This window comes from Lactiplantibacillus paraplantarum (genome assembly GCF_003641145.1).
In the GTDB taxonomy this organism is placed as follows: domain Bacteria; phylum Bacillota; class Bacilli; order Lactobacillales; family Lactobacillaceae; genus Lactiplantibacillus; species Lactiplantibacillus paraplantarum.
Genome location: NZ_CP032744.1, coordinates 1,202,300 through 1,228,585, shown reverse-complemented (window position 1 = coordinate 1,228,585; position 26,286 = coordinate 1,202,300). Strand labels below are relative to the sequence as shown.

Annotated in this window: 16 protein-coding genes, 2 pseudogenes and 1 riboswitch; of the genes and pseudogenes, 5 read left to right on the top strand and 13 right to left on the bottom strand. The window is 45.8% G+C overall.

Features of this window, described 5'->3' with window-relative positions:
- The first annotated feature begins 48 nt into the window (after positions 1-48).
- Complete coding sequence (locus LP667_RS05865; RefSeq protein ID WP_082618938.1) at positions 49-2,610, top strand: YfhO family protein; 2,562 nt, start codon at positions 49-51, stop codon at positions 2,608-2,610.
- A gap of 242 nt (positions 2,611-2,852) precedes the next feature.
- On the opposite strand, the gene LP667_RS05860 is transcribed toward LP667_RS05865, so the two are convergent.
- A complete protein-coding gene (locus LP667_RS05860; protein ID WP_021731394.1) occupies positions 2,853-4,892 on the bottom strand; it encodes an integral membrane protein in 2,040 nt (679 codons plus the stop codon).
- A complete protein-coding gene (locus LP667_RS05855) occupies positions 4,889-5,884 on the bottom strand; it encodes a glycosyltransferase family 2 protein (RefSeq protein WP_021731393.1) in 996 nt (331 codons plus the stop codon). The genes LP667_RS05860 and LP667_RS05855 overlap by 4 nt, the downstream gene beginning before the upstream one ends.
- A gap of 701 nt (positions 5,885-6,585) precedes the next feature.
- Positions 6,586-6,650, top strand: a riboswitch (Fluoride riboswitch).
- Between the two features lie 80 nt (positions 6,651-6,730).
- On the opposite strand from LP667_RS05855, the gene eno reads away from it, so the two are divergent.
- A complete protein-coding gene (gene eno / locus LP667_RS05850) occupies positions 6,731-8,020 on the top strand; it encodes a phosphopyruvate hydratase (RefSeq protein WP_021731391.1) in 1,290 nt (429 codons plus the stop codon).
- Positions 8,021-8,077: 57 nt separating this feature from the next.
- Positions 8,078-10,332 (top strand): annotated as a pseudogene (locus tag LP667_RS05845) (HAD-IC family P-type ATPase).
- Between the two features lie 409 nt (positions 10,333-10,741).
- Here LP667_RS05845 and LP667_RS05840 read toward each other — a convergent pair.
- The gene (locus tag LP667_RS05840; protein ID WP_056988589.1) at positions 10,742-12,643 is read right to left on the bottom strand and encodes a SpaA isopeptide-forming pilin-related protein; all 1,902 of its coding nucleotides are present in this window, start codon (positions 12,641-12,643) and stop codon (positions 10,742-10,744) included.
- Between the two features lie 402 nt (positions 12,644-13,045).
- Between LP667_RS05840 and LP667_RS05835 the strand changes: the two genes are divergently transcribed.
- Complete coding sequence (locus LP667_RS05835; protein ID WP_021731387.1) at positions 13,046-13,486, top strand: nucleoside 2-deoxyribosyltransferase; 441 nt, start codon at positions 13,046-13,048, stop codon at positions 13,484-13,486.
- 60 nt (positions 13,487-13,546) lie between these two features.
- Here LP667_RS05835 and LP667_RS17005 read toward each other — a convergent pair whose 3' ends face one another.
- The 5 genes from LP667_RS17005 to LP667_RS05815 all read right to left on the bottom strand — a co-directional run bounded on the left by LP667_RS17005 (position 13,547) and on the right by LP667_RS05815 (position 18,752).
- Positions 13,547-14,437 (bottom strand): IS3 family transposase, encoded by an 891-nt coding sequence (locus LP667_RS17005; protein WP_056988819.1) that lies wholly within the window; start codon positions 14,435-14,437, stop codon positions 13,547-13,549.
- The gene (locus tag LP667_RS17000; protein ID WP_054519414.1) at positions 14,428-14,955 is read right to left on the bottom strand and encodes a helix-turn-helix domain-containing protein; all 528 of its coding nucleotides are present in this window, start codon (positions 14,953-14,955) and stop codon (positions 14,428-14,430) included. Before LP667_RS17000 ends, LP667_RS17005 begins: the two co-directional genes overlap by 10 nt.
- Positions 14,956-15,048: 93 nt before the next feature.
- Positions 15,049-15,609: a hypothetical protein gene (locus tag LP667_RS05825; RefSeq protein ID WP_021731386.1), complete on the bottom strand. Its 561-nt coding sequence runs from the start codon at positions 15,607-15,609 to the stop codon at positions 15,049-15,051.
- Between the two features lie 87 nt (positions 15,610-15,696).
- Positions 15,697-18,135: a flavocytochrome c gene (locus LP667_RS05820; protein WP_056988701.1), complete on the bottom strand. Its 2,439-nt coding sequence runs from the start codon at positions 18,133-18,135 to the stop codon at positions 15,697-15,699.
- 2 nt (positions 18,136-18,137) lie between these two features.
- Positions 18,138-18,752, bottom strand: a complete 615-nt coding sequence (locus tag LP667_RS05815) for an NADPH-dependent FMN reductase (protein WP_021731384.1) — start codon at positions 18,750-18,752, stop codon at positions 18,138-18,140.
- A gap of 343 nt (positions 18,753-19,095) precedes the next feature.
- Here LP667_RS05815 and LP667_RS05810 point away from each other — a divergent pair, with 343 nt between their 5' ends.
- Positions 19,096-20,043, top strand: coding sequence for a LysR family transcriptional regulator (locus tag LP667_RS05810; RefSeq protein ID WP_021731383.1), 948 nt, complete (start codon positions 19,096-19,098; stop codon positions 20,041-20,043).
- 166 nt (positions 20,044-20,209) lie between these two features.
- On the opposite strand, the pseudogene LP667_RS17335 reads toward LP667_RS05810, so the two are convergent.
- The 5 genes and pseudogenes from LP667_RS17335 to LP667_RS05780 all read right to left on the bottom strand — a co-directional run bounded on the left by LP667_RS17335 (position 20,210) and on the right by LP667_RS05780 (position 26,244).
- A pseudogene (locus LP667_RS17335) lies at positions 20,210-20,390 on the bottom strand (hypothetical protein).
- Between the two features lie 761 nt (positions 20,391-21,151).
- The gene (locus tag LP667_RS05795) at positions 21,152-22,132 is read right to left on the bottom strand and encodes a 3'-5' exoribonuclease YhaM family protein (RefSeq protein ID WP_021731382.1); all 981 of its coding nucleotides are present in this window, start codon (positions 22,130-22,132) and stop codon (positions 21,152-21,154) included.
- Between the two features lie 10 nt (positions 22,133-22,142).
- Complete coding sequence (locus tag LP667_RS05790; protein ID WP_021731381.1) at positions 22,143-24,620, bottom strand: ATP-binding protein; 2,478 nt, start codon at positions 24,618-24,620, stop codon at positions 22,143-22,145.
- Positions 24,610-25,830: a metallophosphoesterase family protein gene (locus LP667_RS05785; protein WP_021731380.1), complete on the bottom strand. Its 1,221-nt coding sequence runs from the start codon at positions 25,828-25,830 to the stop codon at positions 24,610-24,612. Before LP667_RS05785 ends, LP667_RS05790 begins: the two co-directional genes overlap by 11 nt.
- 69 nt (positions 25,831-25,899) lie before the next feature.
- Positions 25,900-26,244, bottom strand: a complete 345-nt coding sequence (locus tag LP667_RS05780) for a YlbF/YmcA family competence regulator (protein ID WP_003643106.1) — start codon at positions 26,242-26,244, stop codon at positions 25,900-25,902.
- Positions 26,245-26,286: the final 42 nt, after the last annotated feature.

Sequence of the window (26,286 nt, the reverse complement as noted above, 5' to 3'; positions counted from 1 at the left end):
TCTCAGTAAGTTACAATGGAATTATTCTTAGTATCGGAGTTGGGTAAAATGTGGCATAATTATCAGACACGACGTTGGCAAGTGCCAGCGCTGTCAGGATTGATATCTCTTGTTATCATTGGCTTTGTCTTCCTAATTCAAGGAGTGACGCCCTTTGGTAACCATAATTTATTAATTAGTGATATGGGTGGCCAATACTTATCATTTTTTACCGCTTACCGGCATGCAATTTTAACGCATAGTTTTCAATTATATTCGTTTTCACAATCACTAGGTGGTAATGCGCTGCCTACGATTGCTTATTATTTATTAAGCCCATTTAACATTTTAATGGTTTTCTTTCCGGCCGTTAATTTGCCAACTGGCTTGAGCCTGCTCATCATATTAAAAATTGGACTGATTGCGGTCACCATGACGTGGTTTTTACAAGATCATTTTCGAACAAACTACTGGTCAACGGCCATCTTTGGGGTCGCATTCAGCCTATCGGGTTTCGTTGCCCTAAACTATTTTACAATCATGTGGTTAGATGCACTTATCTGGTTACCACTCGTCATCCAAGGGCTTGATTATCTGATCAGGACCGGTCATTCTGGCCGCTTCTTCGGTTGGCTATGGGTCAGTATTGTGACCAACTATTACTTAGGCTACATGACTTGCCTATTTGTTATTTACTATCTGATCTATCAACTATTTGAACATAAACAACCCCAAGATAGCCTGTGGCACATGATTAGTGTCCAACTCCGGCTCATTCGACGCGTCCTGGTGACCATGATACTCAGCGGTCTAAGCACGATGTTCATTCTGATACCGACGGGTTTAGGAATGTTGACCACTGCCAAAACCGCCGTCAAATTGTCTAATTATTGGCCAGTTCCCCAGTTCGGATCAGAAGTGTTCAGCCAGTTTGGGGTGGGCGCAGCCAATTTTGCAACGCGTCTGACACACGCACCTACCGTCTTTAGTAGTACCTTTGTATTACTACTAGTCTTAGCGTTTTTTGTTCATCCGCATATCACCACAGCGCACAAATGGCATGGTTTTGGCCTCTTGTTAGCACTTTTTCTTAGTATGGACATCCGCACCCTCGATACAATTTGGCACATGTTGCAAACACCAGCTGGTTTTCCATACCGCAACGCCTTCTTCTTCAGCTTCGTCCTAATCATGATGGGCTTTGAAGCCTGGTTGGCCGGGCCACGTCAGATTGCGCCCCATTGGCAGTGGTTGCTGCCGACACTAGTTGCGCTGGCGCTGATCATTGGTTGGCTGAGCCAACGATCAGCTCAGCATCCACTTGCGACTTTGAATCTTGCTCTTAGCCTAATTGCCGTGCTATTGACGGCTAGTGCCTTATTTGTCACTACCAAACGATGGCAAGCGCTAAGTTTAGCAGGTATCGTTGCACTTGAACTAGGAACAAATAGTACACTCATGATGGCTAAGTCGCCCTTAGGTAATCAGGCCAAATTCGTGACGGCTTATCGTACCGAATACCGACAGATGCAAGCTGTCAACGATCCCGACGGTCAATTATACCGGGTTGAAAATCAGAACACCTTGATCAACCAAGCCTATAATTACGATAGTAAATACCGCAACTATAACGATCCAATGCTCTTCAATTTTCATGACATCACCTATTACAGCTCCACTTTCGCCAACCAGACGCGTTTGATGTTAAAATCGCTGGGACTATTTTCCAAAAACGCGCGTCGGGTTAGTTCTGAGGGATTGAACCCCGTCACTGATCTGCTCTTAGATGTGAAATACGACGTACAACTCAACGCAGTCGGTCAGTCTAGGACCAGCCATCGGAGTTTAAACGGACTTGGCTTTGCAGTTCCGACTGCTTTCAGTCAACTAAAACTGCGTGCTAATAGTGCGATTGTTAACCAAGAACGGATCTTACAAAGCCTGCGACCAACTCAGAAGACCTATTTTGGCAACGCCGTTCAGCTCACCGATCATGTGTTTCATGATCCGCAAGCTAGCCGGTATCCTTATCTGCATACGATTAAGCTACGTATGACACGGACTGGATCGCTGTATTATAATGACACCCTAAGTCAGTCGAAGTTTACAACAATGCGGGTCAACGGTCATCTGGTACCAACCAAGTTCAATGCCAACGGTGAGCTAGTGCTCCGCTCGCTTGGTTATTTCGATAAAGGTGCCATAGTTACATTAACAGTTAAGCGCGACCAGCCAACCTTAGGACCGCACGTCCACTTGGCCAGCCTTGACCAGTCCCAGTTCGACCAGGTCAAACAACAACTGATGAGTAGCCGCTTCACCCCGACCTACCACGTTTCTGGAATTCACACAATCGTCAGTGGCCAGGTCACGAATCGGTCACATCAGCAATGGTTGTACGTCGCGATCCCAGCAGACAAAGGCTGGACTGCAACTGTTAATGGCACACGCGTCATCCCTAGGACTGTTATTGGCGGCATGCTGGCCTTACCGATCCGTGCGGGTCAGAATCAGATTCAGCTGACTTACCACGTTCCCGGATTGCTTGCAGGTTTACTAATTTCGCTAATTAGTGTACTGAGTTTTTGCGGACTCAGAATTTGGCAGCATCGCCACCCGGTCACCAGTTAATATTACCAAACTAAAAACCACCGTCTTACTGAGAATCATGATTCTCAGTAAGACGGTGGTTTTTAGTCTCCCAATTTTAAGGCCAATGAATTAGCCCAGCACTAACTAGTAGGAGCGACTTTTGCGATATAGCTAGGCAAGGGCTGTCACTTTAATTTCGAAAAGCATTGCCCGTGTCTACCGTTAATACCCCCCTTAACCAAAGGGGTAAGCACCAGCCGTTAAGGGTCCCGTTTCACTATTTATGCTTCGGTTGCTGGTCGTAATCGATGCAACGCTAGACTAGTTGCCACCAGCATCAATAAAACAACCGCCAAACTAATCGTCCCAGTCGTTAGCGTTTGCGGCTTAGACGTATGCCGCTTCACCACGTACTGCAAATAATCGTGTTGCTTGGCAGTTACCCGGCCAGTCACTGGACTGTAATTGGCCGTCATGACACCATAAGTCACGGAATGCTTACCGGTATTGCGAACCACTACCCGCATCCGTCCCGCGGCAGTCATCGGGTAATTTAACGTTGCTAATTTATTAGCAGGTCCCCGCCAACGTTGCACAGTCCGCTCTCCCTTGATCAACGAAATTGTGACGACTCCCCGTGACGCTATTGGTTTCAATTGTAAGACGTTATTGCGGCCACCCGTCACTAGTGTCATTTGAACACTGTGACCTGGACGCAGTGTTTGTGTCATTGATTCAACATACGTCCCATTGCCCTGGCTACCAAGAACAACGTCATTGACTCGCGTCGTTTGACTCGTTTGCCACAAACTGACGACACTAACGGTAGCCATGATAACCGCTAGCCATGTCAACTGTCGCCGAATTGGTTGGCTAAAGTGCCACGTTGGTAGCTCACGACCACCAAGAATACTGAGTAACATCACTCCCGGTAACAATGGCAGCGCATAGCGACCTTCCACTTCCCAAATGACAACGTGAAAAGCTGTCAACCCTAGGATGGTCAACGCCAACAACGTCACTGGCCAATCACAGCGCTTCAACAACGCTACGACACCTTGTACTAACATCGTCAAATAGATCGTCTGGGTCATCAAAACCAACCAGAATTGCAGTTGCCGTTGATGATTCAAATACCACCGTGGGGCCTGAATCCACTGGGTCGTTAACTTAAAACTGTCAAAATCCCCAGTAGCCCAAAACACCCGCAATTTTTTCAGAAAATGAACCAGTGTCCCGGTCACCCCCATTTGATGCAACCGTTGCTGAATCATTTGCTGCGTCTGTTGTTGCTTGGCGGTTGCCGTGGGAGCTTGATTGACGCGTTCAAAATCATCATGACGGTACTGACCATCACCTTTAGGATTCAAACTCATCGCAATCCAACTCGTTGCGGGTAGCGCCGCATCGGCCTGACGCGTATAGCCCGCCTGCTGTTGAGCGGCATGCATCGCACTAAAGATTAAGCCGATCGTCATAACTAAACTGATCAACCAACCGCATAACTGTCGTCCCGTAAATTGGTGTTGCCACCACAAAACCAGGCCAATCAACCCAAGTGCTACCCAGAGAATAATCAAGTTGGTCTTCATAACAACACCTAGCGCAACCAGAAGCCCATCACTAATCAAAATACTCCAGCGTTGCCAGACTGTCAGCCGCAATCCCAATGTCAGCAAAGCTAGACTATCCAAGACTAGGGGCAAGACAAGCCCATCCGTATATGCAAACAGACCAAATGCGACTACTGGAACACTGACCAACCACATCAAGCTTAAAGCAACGGCACCTGGTTGCCAGTAGTGCCAGCGTCTTAATAAATATAGCCCACTAATCAGTCCAGTATCGATCCAGATAAACCGGAGGACATTCAGAATTGACCATGGTATCTGGGTGAACCTCAAAAGTAGTTTGATCAGGCTAGCTTCTAATAACGTAAAGTTCACATTGTTCGGATAAATCATAAAATAATGTTGCCAGTGTTGACTGCCTTGAGCCAATCGCAACGCTTGTTGCCGAACGTAGAATGGATCGGCCCGCGCGACGTCTACAAAATTGATGGCAATCAAGCCCTGGATCATGATGATTAAGCCTACTAGACTAATCAATAGCCAGCGGTACTGTCGATCCGGTAACTGGCACAACCACTGCCATACCACATTGATAATGACCAGTAACCCCAGTACCATTGCAAACTGAACGATTGGTGAGGCCCAATCAGGATTACCAAAAAAGCGAATGGGCTGTAACCAGGCAAAGCCAATGGCAACAACGAGTACCGCTGCTGCCAGCCAATTGACACTCCTAACCAGAGCCTTCATCCGTGCACCCGTTGTGACTCTATGATGGCCGGCTGTTGAGTCGCCGTGTAATCATCCGTTTCAATAATATAGCGGGGCCGGTGCTTTACTTCCGCAAAAATTTTACCCACATATTCGCCAACAATACTAATACCAATCAATTGCATCCCACCTAAAAACCATAGACTTGTCATGAGTGAGGACCAGCCACTCGTTGCGGTCCCTAGTAATCCTTGTACTAACGCATACAACATCATAAGCAAACTACCGCCACTAATCACCATGCCTAACAATAAAATTACTTTAATCGGTGCGATTGAAAATGACGTGATGCCATCAAAAGCAAAGGCCAACATCTTACGCAACGGATACTTTGAAACACCTGCAAAACGTGGTTGGCGGTGATAATAAAGTTTAGTTGTTGGAAACCCTAGCTGTGGTACGATTCCACGCAAGAATAGATTGGTTTCCTCATAGGCTAATAGTGCCTGAACTGCCCGTTGACTAAGTAATCGAAAATCAGCGTGATTGGGCACTAGTTGTACACCAATACGATTCATCAGCCGATAAAAGCCGTCCGCAGTCCATCGTTTGAAAGGCGAATCGCTACCACGATCGTTACGGACGCCTAATACAATATCACTACCAGTACGATAGCGTGCCACCATTTCCGGAATCACTTGTGGATCATCTTGCAAATCAGCATCAATCGTAATGACCATATCAGCAGTCGGGCTAGCGACCTGCATCCCAGCCATCAACGCGTTTTGGTGACCAAAATTACGACTAAACTTAAGGCCAGTCACGGTTGAGTGCTGTTTCTCAAGCGACTTAATCAGTGTCCAAGTCTTATCTTGACTACCATCGTCAACAAATAATAACTTACTCTCTTCATTGACCTGTTTGTGTTGGATCAACTTCGTCAAGATACCATCCAAGACTTGGGCGGACTTAGGTAGCACTGCTTCTTCGTTATAACAAGGCACAATAATCGTTAACCGTGGATTTTGCATGATAATACCCCCATATTACTCAAATAATTTTACGAAATAATAATTGTAATTTGCACTTTTCAGGATTGTCAGCCCTCCTCGATAGTAATCCCAACTGGACATTTACTGAAAAGAATTCAGATAACACTGCCATACCATCAATTACATGTACACCTGCCCCCACAAATATACACAACTAATTTTATAACCATTAATGCCTGACATCGCAACCTTCAAAGGCTCAACGCGCTAATATTACTTTGATCATTAACGCAACCACCCGATCGTTGACCTAAGCAACTGTCAGTGGTCACACGACTTAATGGTTCAAACTGATAGTACCAATATCTTCCTCGCAATTCAAACAAAGCAACGATTTCAGTACCAATCATTAACAAATTATCCGAACTCAATCACGGGGTCACAGCGCACGATTATCATGAAGCGTACAAATTGTCTATAAAATTTCACACGCCAACCAGTGCACTAATTTCAGGTATCTAATCATCCCACTACTATCATCATTATTATAATTTGAACATCCAATTTCGAATTTAAATAATGATATTGCAAGCCAACGCCCCCTCCTAGCCACTTTTATGTAACCGGTGCCGTTGCTTAACTTGATTAACTTTTCGCATCCGCTAATTATCAAGGGTTTTAAATTTATGGCTGAGAAACACTTGTGTTTATTTTTCAAGCGCGGTATGCTGTAACCGTTAAAAATAAATGGTGATGACGTTCGCCGTAACTAATTGATTATCAATTTGATGACGTCTACTTTCAAGAAGTCTCCTAATGGGGCTTCTTGAAAGTAGACGTCTTTTTTTATCAACTTGGTAGCCAAATTTGAAAGGGGTTTTCAAAATGTCAGTTGTAATTGATGTTGTTAAAGCACGCGAGGTTTTTGATTCACGAGGTAATCCAACGGTCGAGGCCGATGTGATTTTATCCGATGGCACACTTGGTCGTGCTGAAGTACCCTCAGGGGCATCAACCGGCGCTAACGAAGCCGTTGAATTACGCGACGGTGGTCAACGACTTCAAGGTAAAGGCACCACTAAAGCCGTCAATAATGTTAATACAGAAATCAACGACGCTTTACATGGGGTTAGTCCGTTTAATCAAGCTCAAGTCGACCAGATCATGATTGATTTGGATGGAACGCCTAACAAAGAACGTCTAGGTGCTAATGCGATTCTAGGCGTCTCAATGGCAACTTGCCGGGCTGCAGCCGCTGAAACTCACCAGCCGCTTTACCGGTATCTCGGTGGCACAGACCTAGAATTACCACAAACATTTCATAACGTTATCAATGGTGGCGAACACGCTGACAATGGGATCGACATTCAAGAATTCATGATCACTGCCGTAGACCGTTCTAGCTTTCGGGATGGCTTTGAAAAGATTGTGAATACCTACCATACGTTAAAAAAAGTCATTGAAAAAGCTGGCTATACAACTGGCCTAGGCGACGAAGGTGGGTTCGCCCCCGACCTAGATAACTCAGAAGCCGCGCTACAAATGTTACACAATGCGATTGTACAAGCTGGCTACGTTCCTGGCAAAGAGATTGCGATTGCTTTTGACGCCGCCGCTTCCTACTTCTATAATACTCAAACTAAACAATATGACTTTGAAGGCCAGCACCTCTCACCAGATGCTTTAAGTGATTACTATGCCAAATTACTGGCCCAATTTCCTGAAATCATTTCTATCGAAGATCCTTACAGCGAGGATGATTGGGAGAACTTTGTCAAATTCACTAAAAAATATGGTGATCAGGTTCAAATCGTGACGGATGATAACGTCTGCACTAATCCCACGTTATTTGCAAAAGCCATCAAGATGGGCATGGCCAACGCGTTTCTAATCAAACTAAATCAAATTGGGACCGTTACTGAAACGCTCACGGCAATTCGCTTAGCACGCAAAAACGGGTATGCCACGATGATGTCGCATCGTTCTGGTGAAACTGGTGATACTTTCCTAGCTGATTTTACAGTTGCAACTCGGACGGCTCAACTTAAATCTGGCGCACCAGCCCGGTCAGAACGTGTTGAAAAATACAATCAATTATTGCGAATTGAAGAAGAACTTGGCACGACGGGCACCCGTTTAGCACATTTTCCAGATAGCGTCGATTACGACCTCTAAACAAGTCCGTCGCAAACAATCGAGCGGAGGTGGTTAATCATGCAAGCACCCATAGATATGCTAACCGGACTCACAACGATCGAGGTCCAGGAACGTTTAAAAAATACGGCCGTAACGTGGTTCCTCAGCAACAATTTAACTTTGCCCATGCCATCCTTACCCGGCTCTGGGAACCATCAGCTTGGATTCTTGAAGCCGCCCTACTCGTTGAAATTCTGCTAGGGAAAACACTTCAAGCTGGCTTTATTGTTTTAATGCTCCTATTTGCGGCCGTCACAGGTGCAATTCAAGCCTGGCGCGCCGATAAAGTTCTCAAAACCTTAACGAATAAGTTAACGCTAACCGTTGCTGTCAAGCGAAACAATCAATGGCAGCATATCTCAGCAACTCAAATCGTTCCCAATGATGTTATTAGCCTTAATAACGGAGAGCTTTTACCCGCAGACGTTCAACTACTGGATGGCACACTAGAAGTTGACGAGAGCAGTATTAGTGGTGAATCCCGTACAATTCGCCACCAAGCCGGTGATATCGTCTATGCTGGTACTGAGATTAAGAGTGGACACGGCTTAGCAGTCATCATTAGTACGGGTAAAAATAGCCGCTCTGGCAAAACGATCAGCTTGATCAATCAATCAGCGGCACCCGGCCAACTTCAGAAATTACTCAGTAAAATCATTGACTACTTGGCAATCTTAGACACGGTGCTCGTTATCATCTTGGTACTCACCGCACTGATACGTGGCACTAACCTGATCACAATGTTACCATTTCTAGCTATGTTGTTTATCGCAACGATTCCGATTGCAATGCCTTCTAGCTTTGCAGTCGCCAACTCAGTGGAAGCCAAACAATTAGGTCAAGCACATATCTTAGTTAGTGATTTATCAGGTATTCAAGCTGCCGCCAATCTCAACTTGTTGTTGATTGACAAGACGGGCACCATCACTACTAATCAACCCAAGGTCGTGGCACTGCACAACTTTTCTAAGTATTCGGACCAAGCGTTAATTCGCTGGGCAACCAGTGCCACCAATCAGCAAAATACAAGTGTCATTGATGCGGCGATTCTTAATTACGCCCGGCAACAGGCCATTCCCGTACAGGCGCCGGCACATTTTGAATCCTTCAATTCCCAACGTGGTTATTCTGAAGGAACCATCATGGCCAATCGACCTATTAATGTCAAACTAGGGGCTTATCAACGTCTGTATCAATTGGATCACAACGCGCCAAAACTAACCAATCAAATCGACTTTGGTAGCGGTCGCACCGTTGCACTATTGATCAATGATCAATTAGTTGGCCTATTCATTGTCAAGGACCAACCACGGTCTGACAGTCTGCAGGCACTCCAAAACATCACTAAGCGTGGGGTCAAGGTCATCATGCTGACCGGTGATAACCAAAAAACGGCGACCTCAGTTGCGAAACAAGTTGGGTTAACCGGTAACGTCACACCATTTAATACCTTGACTGCCAACACGGATCCACAACAATTGGCAGGGATTACCGAAGTCGTTCCAGAAAACAAATTAGCGATTGTCCAACGATTTCAAAAAATGGGTTACGTAGTTGGCATGACCGGCGATGGTGTCAATGATGCGCCGGCTTTAAAGCAGGCTGATGTGGGAATTGCAGTTCAAAATGCGGTTGACCTCGCCAAACGTTCAGCCAAACTCGTCTTGCTTACCCCAGGTCTAACACCAATTATTCAGATTTTGGATAGTGGCCACCGTGTCTATCAGCGTATGATGACTTGGACCATTACCAAGCTATCACGAACGGCTGAATTAACGATGCTACTAACATTTGGTTTTCTGATTTGGCGCTCAATTCCGTTAAGTCTCAATGCCATGATCCTAGTAGCCATTTTGAATGATTGTGTCACACTCGTCTTGGGGACCGATCGCACAAATATTACTCACCATCCCGAACATTGGAACCTACGTCGCCTAAGTAAAGTTGCCGGTGTCTTAGCCATTGGGTGGACGACACTTGGAATGGGCGTACTGTATGAAACAACTCGTCTCGGCTTGACGCCGGGACAAATCAGTACGGTGTTATATTGTTACTTGATTTTTAGTGCAATGCTCACGATTTTAATGACCCGTTCAACCAAACCATTTTGGCGGCAACGACCTAGTGTTCCTGTAGCTGTTGCAATTACGATCAATTGCTTGATTACAGTTAGCTTATCCTTAACTGGGTTAGGCATTGATAAAATTGACTTATCATACCTATTAGCCACGTTGATAATCGTCCTAGTCATGGGGGGACTACTCACGATTATTCAACCACATCAAGATTAGTTCGCGCACATCACCCACTATTCAGTTTCCGATTGCCGTACTATTTTATCGGCCGGCATTGCGGCAGCGATTGACGTTTGAATAGTTGTTCCAGCTAGTATTAACAACCAATTTACTTTTAATACACTATCTAACAACTAAGCTTAAGATTCCAAAAATAACCGGGCTGGGACACAAATGCAAAACGCGTAAATTACTCAAATCACTTCACTGAGTAATTTACGCGTTTTTGTTTTCCACGGTATTAGTGCCGTAGTGTGCGCCAAAAGTCAATTCGTTCTGCTCAACGTCAATCCGATGACGATTTCAAGCCTAGAAATAATCGCCAAATTCACGTTAATGCTACAAAACCATGACTTTTATCCCACTTACTTCTCTAGTTTCAAACTAATTCAAGGCAACCAATACCTTATTTAAAAGGTACCCATACAATCATTAGTAACAATAAGGCAAGTCCCAATACTGCAATGATTAAGCTCTGATGACTCTCATTCGTCTGTGGTAACGTGGTTGCCTGTGAAGTTTGACCGGCTTGGTCCGCTGGCAGCCCTAATGTGCCATGTCCGTTTGAACTCACTTGATTATGACCATTTGGTATGCTTGCACTTGCATCACTAGCGCCGTTATCAGGGCCTGCCGGTTGGCCAGTAGTTGTTCCCGGCTGTTCCGGTGTTGTCGTTCCCGGTTGCTCCGGTGCTGTCGTTCCCGGTTGTTCTGGCTCCGTTGTTCCCGGTTGTTCCGGTGCTGTCGTTCCCGGCTGTTCTGGCTCCGTTGTTCCCGGTTGTTCTGGTTCCGTTGTTCCCGGCTGTTCTGGTTCCGTTGTTCCCGGTTGCTCCGGTGCCGTTGTTCCCGGCTGTTCTGGCTGATCGGTAGCCTTCACTGTCACTGCTGCTGTCTGACCATTAACAATGGTAAAGTCCAGCGGTGTCTGATTCAGCTCATAACCTGCTGGTGCCTTAGTTTCAACAAATTGATAACGACCGGGGGCTAGTTCATCTATCTGAATTTGTCCCAGCGTGTTAGTCACTAACCCATGCCGAATCGTCTGTCCCGCGGCATCTTTCAAATCATAAGTTGCTCCAGCCAATGCTTGACCATCGTTGGCAGCCGTTTTAGTTAAAATAACTGAACCAGTAACCACCGCTTTTTCATCAAATTGCGCAACTTTCACCGGCGTTGTGACCGTATCAGCATCGATCGTAAAATCAATAGGCGTTGAATTCAACGTATAGCCCGTGGGTGCTTTAGTCTCTACGAATTGATAGTGACCAGGGATTAAATCGGTAATATTAATATCACCATTCTCATCGGTAGTCAAACCAGATTGAATCACTTCACCAGTACTATCCAGTAACTGGTATTCAGCACCACTTAAGGCTGCTTTAGTCGTTGCATCTTGCTTGGTCAGCGTTACACTACCAAGCTGATTATCGCCATTACCAGTTCCGTTACCGCCATAACTGACATTGCCACTGACGGTTGTCCCGTTCATGGATGCCGAGTTATTCCAATTATTACTTCCTTCAGTAACCTTAGTCAGCTTGCTGTTATAAACCATGTTAACTGCAGTTGTGACGTTGCTGAAAGTAAAAGTCAATTGATTACCATTAACGACAACTTTTGGCACAATGGTACCCGATTGCACAAAATTCCCAGCATTATTATATGATCCGGTCTGGGCAACCACTGAACCTGGAATATAACTTTGGTTAGGTCCCAGCGTGTCATTAACAACCACCGTTCCAACATTTTGACCAGTCGGATTAAAGGCAATGTTCCACGTTAAAGTTGCGGGCAACCCCTGCTCATCGTAACTCCCAATCCAGCCAATTTTATTGAGTTTCCAATCAAAATGAACGTCAGAATCAGCGGTTCCTTTAACATAAAATTGTAACACGCCGGCACGGTTCGTCCCCGTTTGTGCCAAGGCCTCATTGAAAGTAATCACCCCGGACGTTTCACCCGCTTTAATCGTAAAATTACCAACGACTCGACCGTTGTCATCTTTCAATGGAAAACTCAGATCGACAGGTGCCACCGTACCAGCAGGTAATTCAACAGTCGCCGTATCACCCGCAGCAATCGGCTGACCATCACGTACGGACCAATCATACTTAACGGTAAAATCCTCCCATTTACTCAACGTACTTGTATCCGTGATCACCTTACCATCACGATCAGTAACTACAGCCGCGCTCCCGGTCAAACCAGTCGCCGGAATCACATCTGCTTTCACGGTACGTCCTAACACTAAGACTGTTGCTAAAACTGTTAACAGACCTAGTAGGACTGAAAACAATTTAACTCGCATAAAACCGCCTCCACTCTCTTCCAAACACAACCAACATTGATAATTAGAACGTTAATTAAAAGCTTTAATCGCTCTATTATCACCTCATATTAAGCCCATCTTTTTCATCAGTGTTATTAATAAGTTGTCATCGGTAAATTTACAAACGAATGGCTCTTGACCAGATAGCCACTCCGCTTTAATTAGGTTGTGGGCCCAGCAGATCGTAGTCACTAACTTTGGTGCAGCACATTTTCACTTAATGTTAAGACATCGGTGCTAACCATTTTCGGCTGCTAGCGATGATAAGTATTTGCAACGCAACTTAGCTTAGTAGTTAAAAATGAATTGACGTTAGCCCTCAAACTCTCTAAAATTAAGCCATTAGTCTTTTTTACTAAATTAACTTTAAGGGGTATTTTCATGGCACAAATCTATATTGCTAGTCCATTTTTCAGTCCTGAACAAGTGACGCGGGTCACTCAACTTGAGGAAGCCCTCGCCCAAAATCCAACGGTCACTGATTTTTATTCGCCACGTCTACACCAAGACGCTCAAGCCGAACAGTTTACCAAGACTTGGGCCACGGAAATTTTTCACCGTGATATGGCTCAGATTGCAGCCGCCCAAGTCATCGTGACCGTCTTAGACTTCGAGGCCAAAAACTTGGATTCTGGCACTGCCTACGAACTGGGCGTGGCCACCATGCGCGACTTGCCCATCCTGGCCTTGCAAGAAAAGGATGAGGCCGTTAACCTGATGATTACTGAAAGTTTGCATTGGTATACGAAACAAGTGCGTGATTTCAAAACTTACGATTTCAAACAATTGCCCCAAGGCGACTTTGTCGGAGAAATTTTATAATAAAAAACGAAGTCAGATTTTCGAATATTTAAAGTGAACCCTTAAAATTGGACAACTTTATTAAGCTGCTTTCTGGACGGTAAGTTCCCGGTATTTTATCGGGGACTTGCCGTCCAGTTTTGTTTTGATGCGCCGATGATTGTAGAAGTCTATCCATTCGTTCATAGCTTCGATAAGCGCTGTTTTGGTCTCAAAATGTTCATCCATAACCTCGACTTTCATAATGTGAAAAAACGACTCCATGGCGGCGTTGTCGAGACAAGTGGCTTTACGCGACATACTCTGAAATACATGGTGCTCTTTAAGCGTGTTTTGCCAGTGGCGATGCTGATACTGAAACCCTTGGTCAGTATGGACAGTCGTCCGATAATCTAACACCGGTATTTGATTTAGGGCTTCTTTCAAAGGCTTTAAAGCGAATTCAACGGTCGGGTGGTCACTGATATTGAAAGCCAGAACCTCTCCATTGAAGAGGTCGAGGACTGGTTCTAAATAAACCCGTTCATTTTGGCTTTGGTTCCCATATCGAAATTCACTGACGTCGGTGACTAACTTCTGGTAAGGCCGATCTGTTTTGAATCGTCGCTTAAGTCGATTTGGGGCGATGACGCCAACAGTTCCCTTGTAAGAATTATACTTTCGTTTCTGCCGATTAAAGGCGCCACATAGCCAGTCTTGTTCCCGCATAATCCGTAAGACCCGCTTATGATTGATTTTAAAGCCATAAGCGTCATGTAAAGCACCGGTTATTCGTCGGTACCCGTATTTCCGAGTATATTTTGGATCTTGTTGACGAATCTCATCAATTGCCTGAATAATTTGTGAATCATCTAAGTTACGACCACGATGCTCCTTAGCATAATAATACGTGCTGCGAGGAATACGAACAGCCTTAAGAACTAGTTTGATGGAAACTTGAAAATTCTGCCTTAACTCGTCTACTAGTTCGATGAGTTCGTGTGTTTTGACTTCTTTCGTGCTAAGGCATCGAGTTTTTTTAAGAATTCATTTTCTATTTTTAACATTTGATTCTCTTGTTTTAGCTGCTTCAATTCTGCGGCTGGAGTCTGTGGTTTTTCAGGTTTGGGGTTGTTCTGCTTGTGTTTGGCCATGGTCTTAGGATTCCCTCGTTTGCACTCAAGTCCCGCTATTCCAGATTCCTGGAAGTGTTTTTCCCACTGCCAAATCGTACTTGGCGACGACAAGTCAAAGTGTAAGGCAGTCACTGGAAGCGAAGCTTGATTTCGTTTCCTCCAGTTTAATACATCGACTTTGAACTGACTAGAATATTCTTGGGACATTGACCGGTCTTTTAGACCTTCAATACCTCGCCGCTCAAATCGATGAACCCAACCCAGAATGATTGCATGATTGCTAATGCGATACTTCTTAGCTAGAGACGGTGAACCTTTACCAGATAAGTATTCAGTAACGACCTTTATTCGAAGTTCTAAATTAAATTTTGACATAGTAAAACCCCCAAGGTTAGATTTGGTGTCCAACCTTAGGGGTTCACTTTAATTTTCGAAAGTCTGGCTTCGTTTTTTTAGTTTTTAACTTTTTTACCAGTGGGCCCCAATCGTCTGTTGCCAAGCAAAGTACGGGGTGCCCTTTGTCAATGCTTCAAATTGATCAGCTGTCAAATTGGGCCAATCGAGGTCACCGGTTGCCAAGTGTAACGAATCGGTTAAGTGCAGATGAAAGTCTGCGATCCAAGCCAACAGCGGTCTAAGAACAGCCAAATCAGTATTTAACATTTGATAGGCGGCAGTATCACTAGTTAACGTCACCGCCAACGTATAGCGGGCCTTCATTCGTACGCCATTACCCAGTTGCCGCACAATCGACCGATATAAGCCCAGTTGAACATCCGTGATAACCGCGGGGGTTGGTGCCAAGGTTTGAAAGACTTGGCCGCGCTCATCAGCAAAACTCAGTCTACTAGGCGTGATCGTCAAACGCCCATGCGCAGCCGCACCCTCATTTAAGGCTTTCAAGATAAACGGCGTCTTTTTACGCGCAGTCGAATACTTATGATCATTTAAAACAATCGTCATATAAGCTGGTTGATGCGTAATATTACCCGCGATATTCGTCACCGCGACTGGCATTGGTTTTTGCATATGATAATCTCCCTTGTCGATTTGCTTCTCTCTACGGTCGATTATACACTAACGAAACTGAACCAACGCAGTGACTTAACAATTACCTTAGGCCGTCACCGAATCAACGTGCTCAGCGACAGCATGAGCAGCCGCGATTCGACCGAATGTAAAGATATCACTAAGCGAGTTACCACCTAGCCGATTACCTGCGTGAATGCCGCCGGCTACTTCTCCCGCCGCGTATAAACCGTTGATAATCCGACCGTCCGTATTTAAGACGTGGGCATCGGTATCGATCTTCAAGCCACCCATCGTGTGGTGGGTAGCTGGTTTACGCGGCGTTGCGTAAAATGGTGCCACGGCAACTTTCAAATCAAAGGCCGTCTTATGAAATTCAGGATCTTTACCGGCATCAACGTAACGATTGTAGTCTGCAATCGTCTTAGTCAAGACCGCCGGGTCCATGCCAATTTGTTGCGCCAACTCTGCCAACGTATCAGCACGGAACAAGGTACCATTCGCCACCTGCTGGTCAATTTTAGCTTGTGTCGTGTTGTAGGCCGTCTTTTTAATTTCATTATCGGCAATTAGATAGAAGAGACTCCCATTATCAATGGCCGCCTGAGTTAACTCATCACGACTGCCGTACTCATTGACAAATCGCTTCCCTTGCTGGTTCACCATCACGAAGTTAGCCGGTGGCACCTGTAGCCCACTGAATAATTCACCAGTCTCCGGATCAGATACCGGCATCATTTGTGAGAAGCCCATCCCCACTAATGCTGCACCAACGCTAGTTCCTAGCCGAATTCCATCACCAGTCATCGCCGGTGAATTAGTCGTCTTGACATCATCGTCAATGGCCGTCCAGTACGTATTGTACTTTTGTAACATTTTAGTATTCGCAGCGAAACCACCCGAAGCTAAAATCACCGCATCAGCGTGGATAATAACTTTCTCATGAGCCACATTAGTCGCAATGACCCCGCGAACTTGCCCATCCGTCACCAATAATTCTTGCACTGGGGTTTCCGTCATAATCGTGCCACCCTGTTGTTCAACAAAGGCACGCAACGTCTTAATGTAAGCAAAGCCTAAATCGCCCATTGGTTTATGTCCACGGCGCCAGATCGCACCAACTGGCATCGTCACTTGACTTTCATCAAATTTCACGCCAATCGATTGTAACCACTTGACTGAATCCAGGGCATTGTCAGTCAATTCTTTCACCAAATCATACTGACCATGAATCTCTTGACCATTCAAATCGGTCCGTTGACCACCTAAATACGTTTGAATCCGGTGTAACAAGGTTGAATCAAATAAGGTGCCCTGCTGATTGGTGTTGGCAGTCAGGTATGCTTCAATCTGCTGTTTCAATTCACGAAAATCAGCCCGATATTCAGGAGCAATCGTACTTTCATCACGCTCACTCAGATCCTTCAACGTTTGCTTTTCACCCGGCAAGGCTGCAAATTGTCGTTGCCAATCCGGATCAGCTGCGTTCATGGGGCCCCCAGCACGAACGGTATTACCGCCCACGGCTGGGAACTTTTCTAAGACAACGGCTTGATGACCAGCCTGTAATACTTTGGCCGCCGCCGTCAAACCAGCCCCACCAGCACCAACTACCACGACATCAGTTGTCACTTCTTTGACCGCTGATTGGACTGTTTGCTTAGTCGCACGCCGTTTCTTCAAATCATCGGGATTGGCGCCAGCTTCTTTAACCGCACGGGCGACCCCGTCGATAACCCCATGACTAGTAATTGATGCCCCAGAAATCGCATCAACAGCTAGCGTTTGCCCCGCGATAATTTCCTTAGGAATGCGTTCAAAGGCAACATCGGCAATCCCCTGCGTTTCACTACTGGTATCAATTTCGATATTTTCAATCCGGTCAGCGGAGAGGATCACCCGCATTGGCAATTCACCATTATGACCAGTGGCCGTCACTTGATACGTTCCAGGGGCAAAGCTCAAGGCTTCTGGTGCGCGCATCTCGGCCACAATAGTTGCAAATTTCTGAAATTTTGCAAAACAACTATCAAGGAAATCGACAGTGCCCTGAACCTTTAAGTTACCCTGGTCATCAAAAGCCGTTTGGGCCCGACCTAATAAGAATTCCGAACCAGGCATAACACTGGCGTTAACGCCGGGAGCATCCAAAATTTGGCGCAGGTGCAGTTGCGCGCGCGATGAGCCTTGAACGCTGTATGAAGCGCCAACAATCATCACCGCTTGACCATCTAATGGGTGAATTTTGAACGATAACCATTCAATAATGCTTTTCAATGCGGAAGGCACGGAATGATTGTGTTCCGGTGAGGCAATGATAACCCCGTCAGCGGCCGCAATTTTGGTGGCAAATTTTTGAATGACGGTACTGTCAGTTTGATCGTTCGATTCATCAAACATTGGGACATCAGCCAATTCTAAAATTTCGATTTCAGCCTGCGTCGCAAAGTGGTGTTGCATAAATTCCAGTAACATCCGATTATAAGAATGGCGTGCGTTCGTGCCAACAATTCCAACAAATTTCATGTCTATTCCTCCCCAGTCACTTGTCGCCATGAGAACTGCTTACTTTTTTCGAAGAACTGACTCGATGGCATAATCTTATTCGTCAAATCCACAAAATCGACGAATTCGCCAAACGCATTGTCTAATTCCTGAACCTTATCCGGATAGGTCAGGTCACCCTGATCATCAAAAGCTTGTAGTGAGCGGCCTAGTAAGTATTCAATATTTGGCATGACTAATGCCTTTAATTCCGGCGCTTCTAAAATCTGGCGTAAGTGCGCCTGTGCTCGTGACGTTCCTAGCGAACCATTGGAGGCCCCAACAATCATGACGGGTTTATTGATTAACGGCCGCGTGGTATAAGACAGCCATTCGATTGCACTTTTCAGTGCCGCCGGAATTGAATGATCATATTCTGGTGTGGCAAAAATCACCCCGTCAGCTGCGACGATTTTATCGCTAAGCTGCTGAATCGCAACCGGTGCCGTCCGGTCCTCCGTTTCATTAAAAGCTGGTAAATCTTTTATTTCACAAATTTCAACAGTGGCTTGTTGTTGAAAATGCCGTTGCATATATTGCAATAACTGCCGGTTAGTGGATTTGGTTGCATTAGTCCCAACAATCCCAATAAATTTCATAATTTCAGGTCCTCCCATGATGGTTTAATCAGTCATTATTGACGAGCGGTAACTAAATAGTCGGCCACTCCTAATACTGATTAGTGTACGTGAAAGCGCTAAGCTTGTGAAATATTTATTTATCTATACCTTGATAACAAATTTACTATGTCGATGATTCGCGTTAAAATTAATCATGTTAAAATGGTTGGTCATAATGCTGTTTAGCCACTATCGTCATAATGTTGACAGAACTTATTGAACATGTTTTGAATGTACTTATGGTTATGTAACTAACTCAACATGACCAAATCAGAAATCAAACAAATACTCACCTAATCACAATGCGAGAGGAAGGTTCTTCATGCCAAAATCAGATTCCAGCGAAATGCGACGGTTCTTAGATGTGTTGCTCAAACATGGCAACTTTACCCGAGCGGCCAAAGATCTCTACATTTCACAACCCTACCTCACCCAAAGCATTCGCAACGTTGAAAAGGAACTGGGCATCACCATTATCAATCGTGAGGTTACCCCGCTGCGCCTGACCACGGCTGGGCGCACTTATTATCAATATTTGACGGCACTTGAAAACGAGAAGGATCACTTTAATAAACAAATTAGGCAATACACGCATGCCAACCAACAAGTGATTCGGCTGGGCGTCTTATCTAGTCTCGGCTATTACTTATTACCCTTATTCTTACCTGCTTTTTTGAAGGTTCACCCAACCACCAAAATCGAATTAACGGAAGATATCGCAGCTCGCAATGAACAACGGGTGCTACACGGTGAGCTGGACTTTTGGATTGGTCAGAATCCTGAAACCATCGCGCCGGGACTTGAAAGCTATGATCGTGGGCGTGACGGTTACTACGCGATTATCCCGAACACCGTTAAATGGTACCAACCACATCAGCCCTTCATTAACCCGGGGGCGTTACTGCTTAACGACCTGCTACAAGCGCCGCTAGTCTTGTCGCCCCACGGGTCATCGATTCGACGCCAAGTTGACTATTTATTACAAAAGCACAGCGTGACACCGAATATCGTGATTGAGAGCACGAATACCGCCACCATCACCAAACTCGCCACCGCTGGATTGGGTGTTACCTTTTTACCAGACAGTGTCCATACGCCACCTGATCCGGAGCGTTATAACATCTTACCCCTGCCCCAAGCACTAATGTCGCTGAATTACTTCATTGCCTTTCCGGCTGAGCATTCACTGAATAAGGTAGAAAAAGACTTGGTGACGATCTTCTTAACCCAGTTAGAAGCCGATCTGGCACAATCATCAACGATTTCATAAAGCATTAAAAACCGTTCAACCCAGCTGGTATTTCCAATGGTTGAACGGTTTTTAATACTATGATTGCTCACCATAACAAAAAGAACTGCCAAATTAATTGATTAGCAGTCCTTTTTACGAATGGAAATTACACATTGTACTAGTTATTGTTTAGTATGAATCACGATTAAAAATAGCCATTTCTAAGTTTAAAAGCTACTAGCTGAGTCCGCCGAAAATCGTACATTTAACGAAAAATCACTTGATTAGCGCGTTCTACGCCGGCTTTCAGGCATTCCTGCCAATTGCTGGAACGTGGTGGACACAGATTTGAGCCGAAGTCCACGTCTCAAATACTGGTCTTCCACGCCCTAATGCCATATTGACGAAACGTGTGCGGGTCAGACTGAGACTTCCGGTTAGGGACGCTATGACGCCAAGCGGAAGCCCGCCGCTTAACGCCCTAGCTAGGCTAATCCTCAATCCCACCCGTCTGAACCGCACACTCTTAAATCACTGAGCATTGTCAGAAATACCTTCCAGCCGGGATCGTGTTTGAATGCAGTTATTGATGGACTCAACTTTAATTAAACTAGTCGTTGTTTCATATACAGCAACAGCTTAAGCTGCAATCAGCTATTCGGTTTTTAGTTACCATGCTAATAATTAAGCGTTTCAAACAACTGACTTAGACTAACACCATGGTTAGCTAAAAGTTCCACACAACAACTATTCCACAATCAATTGTATTAAGCAGCGTGATCGTTTATCAGCCATTCGAATGGCACCGAAACATGCTCGGTGCCACTGAAGCCTGCGTTGGCTAGGCCCAAAGCCGTGGCCCCTCACAGGCTTTTAGACCGGAGGGGCTGGGTGACAATGCTCAGTAGCCAAATTATTCTTAGCTGGAAGTGACCTGCTTCCGGCTTAGAATAAGACTCGTATTTGAGATTGCGCAGTGGGCTTCTGCGTGAGCTCAAATCGACGTCGGCTGCGTTCCAGCAATTGGCACCCAGCCCCGGAGGTCGGATCGGACGCGCATATAATGACGAATAGTAAGCCAACTAAATGGCTATTTTTAATCATGATTCATGACAAATAATAACCAGCACAATGCGTGGGAATTAAGTTAATTTTGTTCGTCTGGCAATTCGCCCTTCGTTTGATCACCAGTTGGCCGGTAAAAGTTACGACCATCCATGGCAAAGATCCGCTCCGTATACGTGCCCGGTTCGGCGTGGCCAAGTGAAGTTTGCATCATTTGAATTGACGCGTCCAACTCGTCTAAGTCATGTAAGATTTCAGCTTCCATAATATGAGGCCGAACCGGTGACCCATATTCTAACAAACCATGATGTGCGAGAATCGTATGCCGCAAGACTAATACCGATTCCGACTGCTCGTCAATTTTCAACTGTTGACAAGTTTCCACGATTTGCTCATCAATCAGGACAATGTGACCGACCAAGTTCCCTGCCAACGTATAAGTCGTCGAGACCGGTCCCGACATTTCAATCGTCTTACCCATATCGTGCAAAATCGCCCCGGCGTACAGTAAGGCCCGGTTAACGTGAGGATACTGATCAGCGACCGCCTTGGCTAAGCGTAAAATTGATAATGTGTGATAGGCCAGGCCACCGGCGAACGCGTGGTGATTTTTCTTCGCCGCCGGATAGCTGAAGAACCGGTCATGAAATGTCGTTAGCATGTGACGAACGATTCGATTCCAGTTAGGTTCGGTAATTTCAAAGACAAACTGATTGATCTCATCCGCCATCGTGTCGGTCTTCAGTGGCGCGTGCTCAACAAACTGTTGCACTTCTTGCGGTTCGCCACTATGAGTGAGCCGCATTTGTTGAATCTTGATTTGCGGATTACCCTGATAGTTTTCGCGTTTACCTTTCAGATGAACGACCCGACCAGCCTGAAAGTTTTCGACATCCGTATCGCTTGCATCCCAAAACTTGCCAGAAATCTCGCCGGAAGTATCCTGAAAATTAATGGCTAAAAACTTTTTACCATTTTTAGCTATTCGCACTTCTGAATCCTTTAACAAGAAATACCCATCCACGGTTTCATCCAGTTGATAATCAAATAATTTTTTTGCCATATTATCCCCCCTAGGTTAACTGCTGTACGGTTGCTGTCTTCAGTTGCGTCAGTGCCGCCGTCTCATTTGTAAAGTAGAGTACTTGGTGGTGACGTGCAACCTGAGTTAAGACTTGCCAAGTGGCCTGTTTACGTTGATCATCAAAGTTTACTAACCCATCATCAATCATTAATGGTAATTGCGCTTCGGCACCCAAATGATTGATTAACGCCAATCGCAAAGCTAGGTATAATTGTTCCTTAGTTGCCGTCGAAAGCTCAGCAACCATGAACTGCGTGGTCGCCGTCTTAACAACCATTTCATCACCATCTAAGTCAATCTTATTATACCGCTGTGTCGTTAATTGCGCGAAAATCGTGGTTGCCGCGGCTAAAACAGTCGGTAACTGCTGTTGCGTCAATGCCCGTAATGCCGTATCGATCCAGTTCGCACCCAGCTGCCGAGTCACCCACTGGCGCGCCATAACTGTGATTTCCGTTTGCAAATCTGCCTGTTGTTGACGCAAAGTCGCATACTGGCCATCAGCCGTTAATCGTTGAAGCTGCGTTTGCGCCGTGACAATATCCGCCGCTAATTGAGTGAGTCGCTGAGCTGCTTGGTTGCGTTGCTGGCGCAATTCGGTAATCGCTGCTTGCAGTGTTTCCAGCGTTGCATACTGCTTCAACGCCGCCAACTCAGCTGTGCTAAGTTGCCGCTGCAACTGTTCCGCACTCGTAGCATTCGTCATTTGTGTTTCAGAATCACTAACAGCCTGTGTTAGCGCCGCCACATCCGCTAAACCATTCGTTGTCGCTAACGTCTGCAACTGTTCACTCAGGTCCCGAACTTGCGTCGTCAATTGCTGCACTTGGCGCTGAACAAAGGCAAAATCAGGCCCCGCCATAGTTTGCTTTTGCATCACTTGATGAACTTGCTCATAGAATTGGGCAATGCGGGTAACACTCGTCGTCAAATGATCCTGATCAACGGGAATCCACCCCGCCGCAAACTGATAAGCTTGAATCATTTGCCAGAGTTTGGTCGCCTGCGTTGCGAGCGACTGGTCAGCAGTTGTTACCGCTGCTTGTGCTCGTTGTAGCGCCGCCACCAGTTCCAACTGTTGTAGGGCTTCGCTGGCGGTTAAATCCGGTGCTAACCCGGCTGCGACTAGCTGCTCCGATAATTGATCGCTTTCCTGGGCCGGCTTTGCTTGACCGCGTGTCAGACCAAACCAACCAAATAAGGCTGCTCCCACTAAGACTAGAACCCACTTAAAACCGCCTAACGGTAACAACAGTCCGGCTATGATTCCCACCGCACCACCGACTAGTCGCCAATCAAACGTCGAACTCGTGGGTGCTGGTCGTTGACTGCGCGTGTTTGCCGTCGTTGCCAACGTTTGTTTTAAAGTTGCGATTGCTGCTTGTTTGTGCGGCGATAAGCAACCTAAAAGTTCAGGATGCGCATTACTTTGTGCCTGAAAATCAGCTTTGAGGGTCGTCCCCTGCTGGGCTAACGTTTGATACTGACCTAAGGCCTGCTGTAGCGTGGGCAACTGTGCTTCTAATTGGTCAAACTGTTCCTGATGTTGGACGTAAAAACCAACTAGCCCTTGGGACTGTGTATCAACTGGCTGCTGACTGAGTTGCTGGCGGGCACTAGCCAACGTGTGTTGTAATTCGGTCCGTTTTTGGATTAACTGTCGGTACTGTGTCATAACTGGCACTGTCAACGTGTTGTTTGCAACAGTTGCCTGCAGTTGTTGCAACTGCTGATAAACTGGCCACTGATTACGCAAATTAGCCAGCCGTTGTTGTCGTTGATCCAACTTAGTTAAATCACGTTTACTACTCATCTGCTGTGCCTGCAAATCTAGTAATTGATTTTGTAGCGCCTCATATTCTGGATAGCGTTGCTTGGCCGTCTTGACTTGTGTCATCAACAACCGGTAACGTTGCAAGGCCTGATTTAACGTTGGTTTACGTCCCCGCGGTTTATATAGCGCCTCCGCATCCGCCCGTAACGTTGCCGCCGTTTCTCGCCATGGTGCACTACCCACCAACCCGACTTGTTGCAACTGTACGTTTAAATCACTGGCTCGTAATGTTTTAAGTTCCGTCAGTTCGGCTTGGTTAAACGTAAATAATCGTAAATACTGATCACGATCATAAGGTGCCAACCACTTATCAAGTAACGTCAGTGGCTGCATCGTCTGCGTTCCCACATTCATCAAGGTAGCGGGCTCATCGCCTAAACGGGTCAACCGGTAATTTGTCTCATCAACAATTAAGTCCATCGTGCCACCATACTGATTAGTGCCTTGTGGCTCACGACGCTCAAGCGGATAGCGACGGGATGGAAAACCAAATAACATCCCGAGAATAAAAGCTCGCAACGTCGATTTGCCACTTTCATTTAACCCATAAATCACTTGTAGGCCGTCACCAAACTCAAATTGGCGTTGTTGAAACTTACCAAAACCCGCAATTTCAAGCCGTTTAATCTGCATCGTCGCTCACCCCCATCGTTAGGTGATACTGATCATTTAAGAGCCGCACCACTTGTTGCTGCCAAGCAGCGGATGACATATCTTCTAGTAAGGCTGTATTCAAAAAGTCTTCGTCCAGGAGCTTCCCCGCAAGTTCGGCAACTGCTTGATCAGTCACGACCTTATCGCCAACTTGTTGCCAAGTCGCCGCGTTAATCCCAAACAATGGTGTCGCTTCAGTGATCGTCGCTTGTTCAATCGCCACGGGCCACCAATGTTCGCCCGCTTGTTCCTGTAATTGGGCTAGGATGGCACCTTGATTTAGAGCCAATTCTACCGTCGCATTCAAGCGGAGACTCGCCGGCAAAGTAATCGTTACTAATTTTAAGCCCGTATTCATGGACAATGTTAGCTGATCCGCCAACTGGTGAACTAGATCTGAACGAGTGATGGTTTCTTGACTAGTGATATTCGGCGTCCAGTCTGCCCATTCAATATCAGTTAAAGTATGAAATACCGGTTGTAATGTCTGATCGGCCTGACTATCCACAATCAGGCAACCCTTGGCCCCAGTTTCACCGCGATGGCGGCCCTGTAAGTTGCCAGGATACACGACTGGTGGCTGCGAATTAAGCGTTTGACGCTGATGAATATGTCCGAGCGCCCAATAATCATAACGCTTCGTTAGTAGTTCACCAACATTGAACGGGGCGTAGTGGTCGCCAGCCACACCAATCTGACCATGTAAGGTGCCAATTTCATAATCAACGGTAGCCGTTTTAACGGGATAATCAGCGATTGGATCAGTCGTCACCCATCGTTGGGCATAACTAAAACCACTGATAGCCACACGTTCTTGCGCCACCGTCGTTAATGTGACCGTGGTCACCTGCGAACCAAAGACGTGTACGTTAGCTGGGAAATGCCACCGCCCCAGATCAGCTTGAAAATCATGATTACCAAACGATAAGATTACGGGAATCGCCGCCGTATTTAATCGTTCGAGCGCTGCCATCAATGCAGCTTGGGCCTGAACACTTTGGCCCTGCTGATCAAACAAATCGCCAACAAGCAAAACAAAATCGACCCGCTCGGTCACCGCTAAATCAACTAATCGCGTGAGTGCCCTTAATGGTGCCGTCACTAATTGTTCTCTTAACGCTGGCGTTAAACCGCTTAATCCGCGGAACGGTGTATCTAAATGTAAATCTGCCGCGTGTAGAAATTTCATGATATCCTCCACCAAAAAAGGGGCAATCACGGAACAGATTCCGTCATTGCCCCTCGACTTTTAATTTACTTAGTTCTGGTATAATTCTTGAACTGGTTTGGTAATGATTTGATTCAAATCATTCATCAACTGGTTCAGGTTACGTTCTTTACCCATTAACGATTTAATTTCGTCAACGTTACCAACCTTATCGGCTAAATCATGGGCTTTTTGAACTTCGTCATCCGTCAACTCTTCGCCATTCATTTGCTTTTGTGATAATTGCATCTGCACTTCTTGAAAATCCTTAAACAGTGAAAAGGCACTGTCATTGGTCTTCATCGTGTCATAGGCGACCTTCAATTCCTTGAATTCTTTAGTCTGACGTAATTCTTGTTCTAACTGATTTGCAGTATCGTAAATGTTTACGGCCATCGTGAGTTCCTCCTCGAAGTATGTGTCGTCATTATTTTAGCA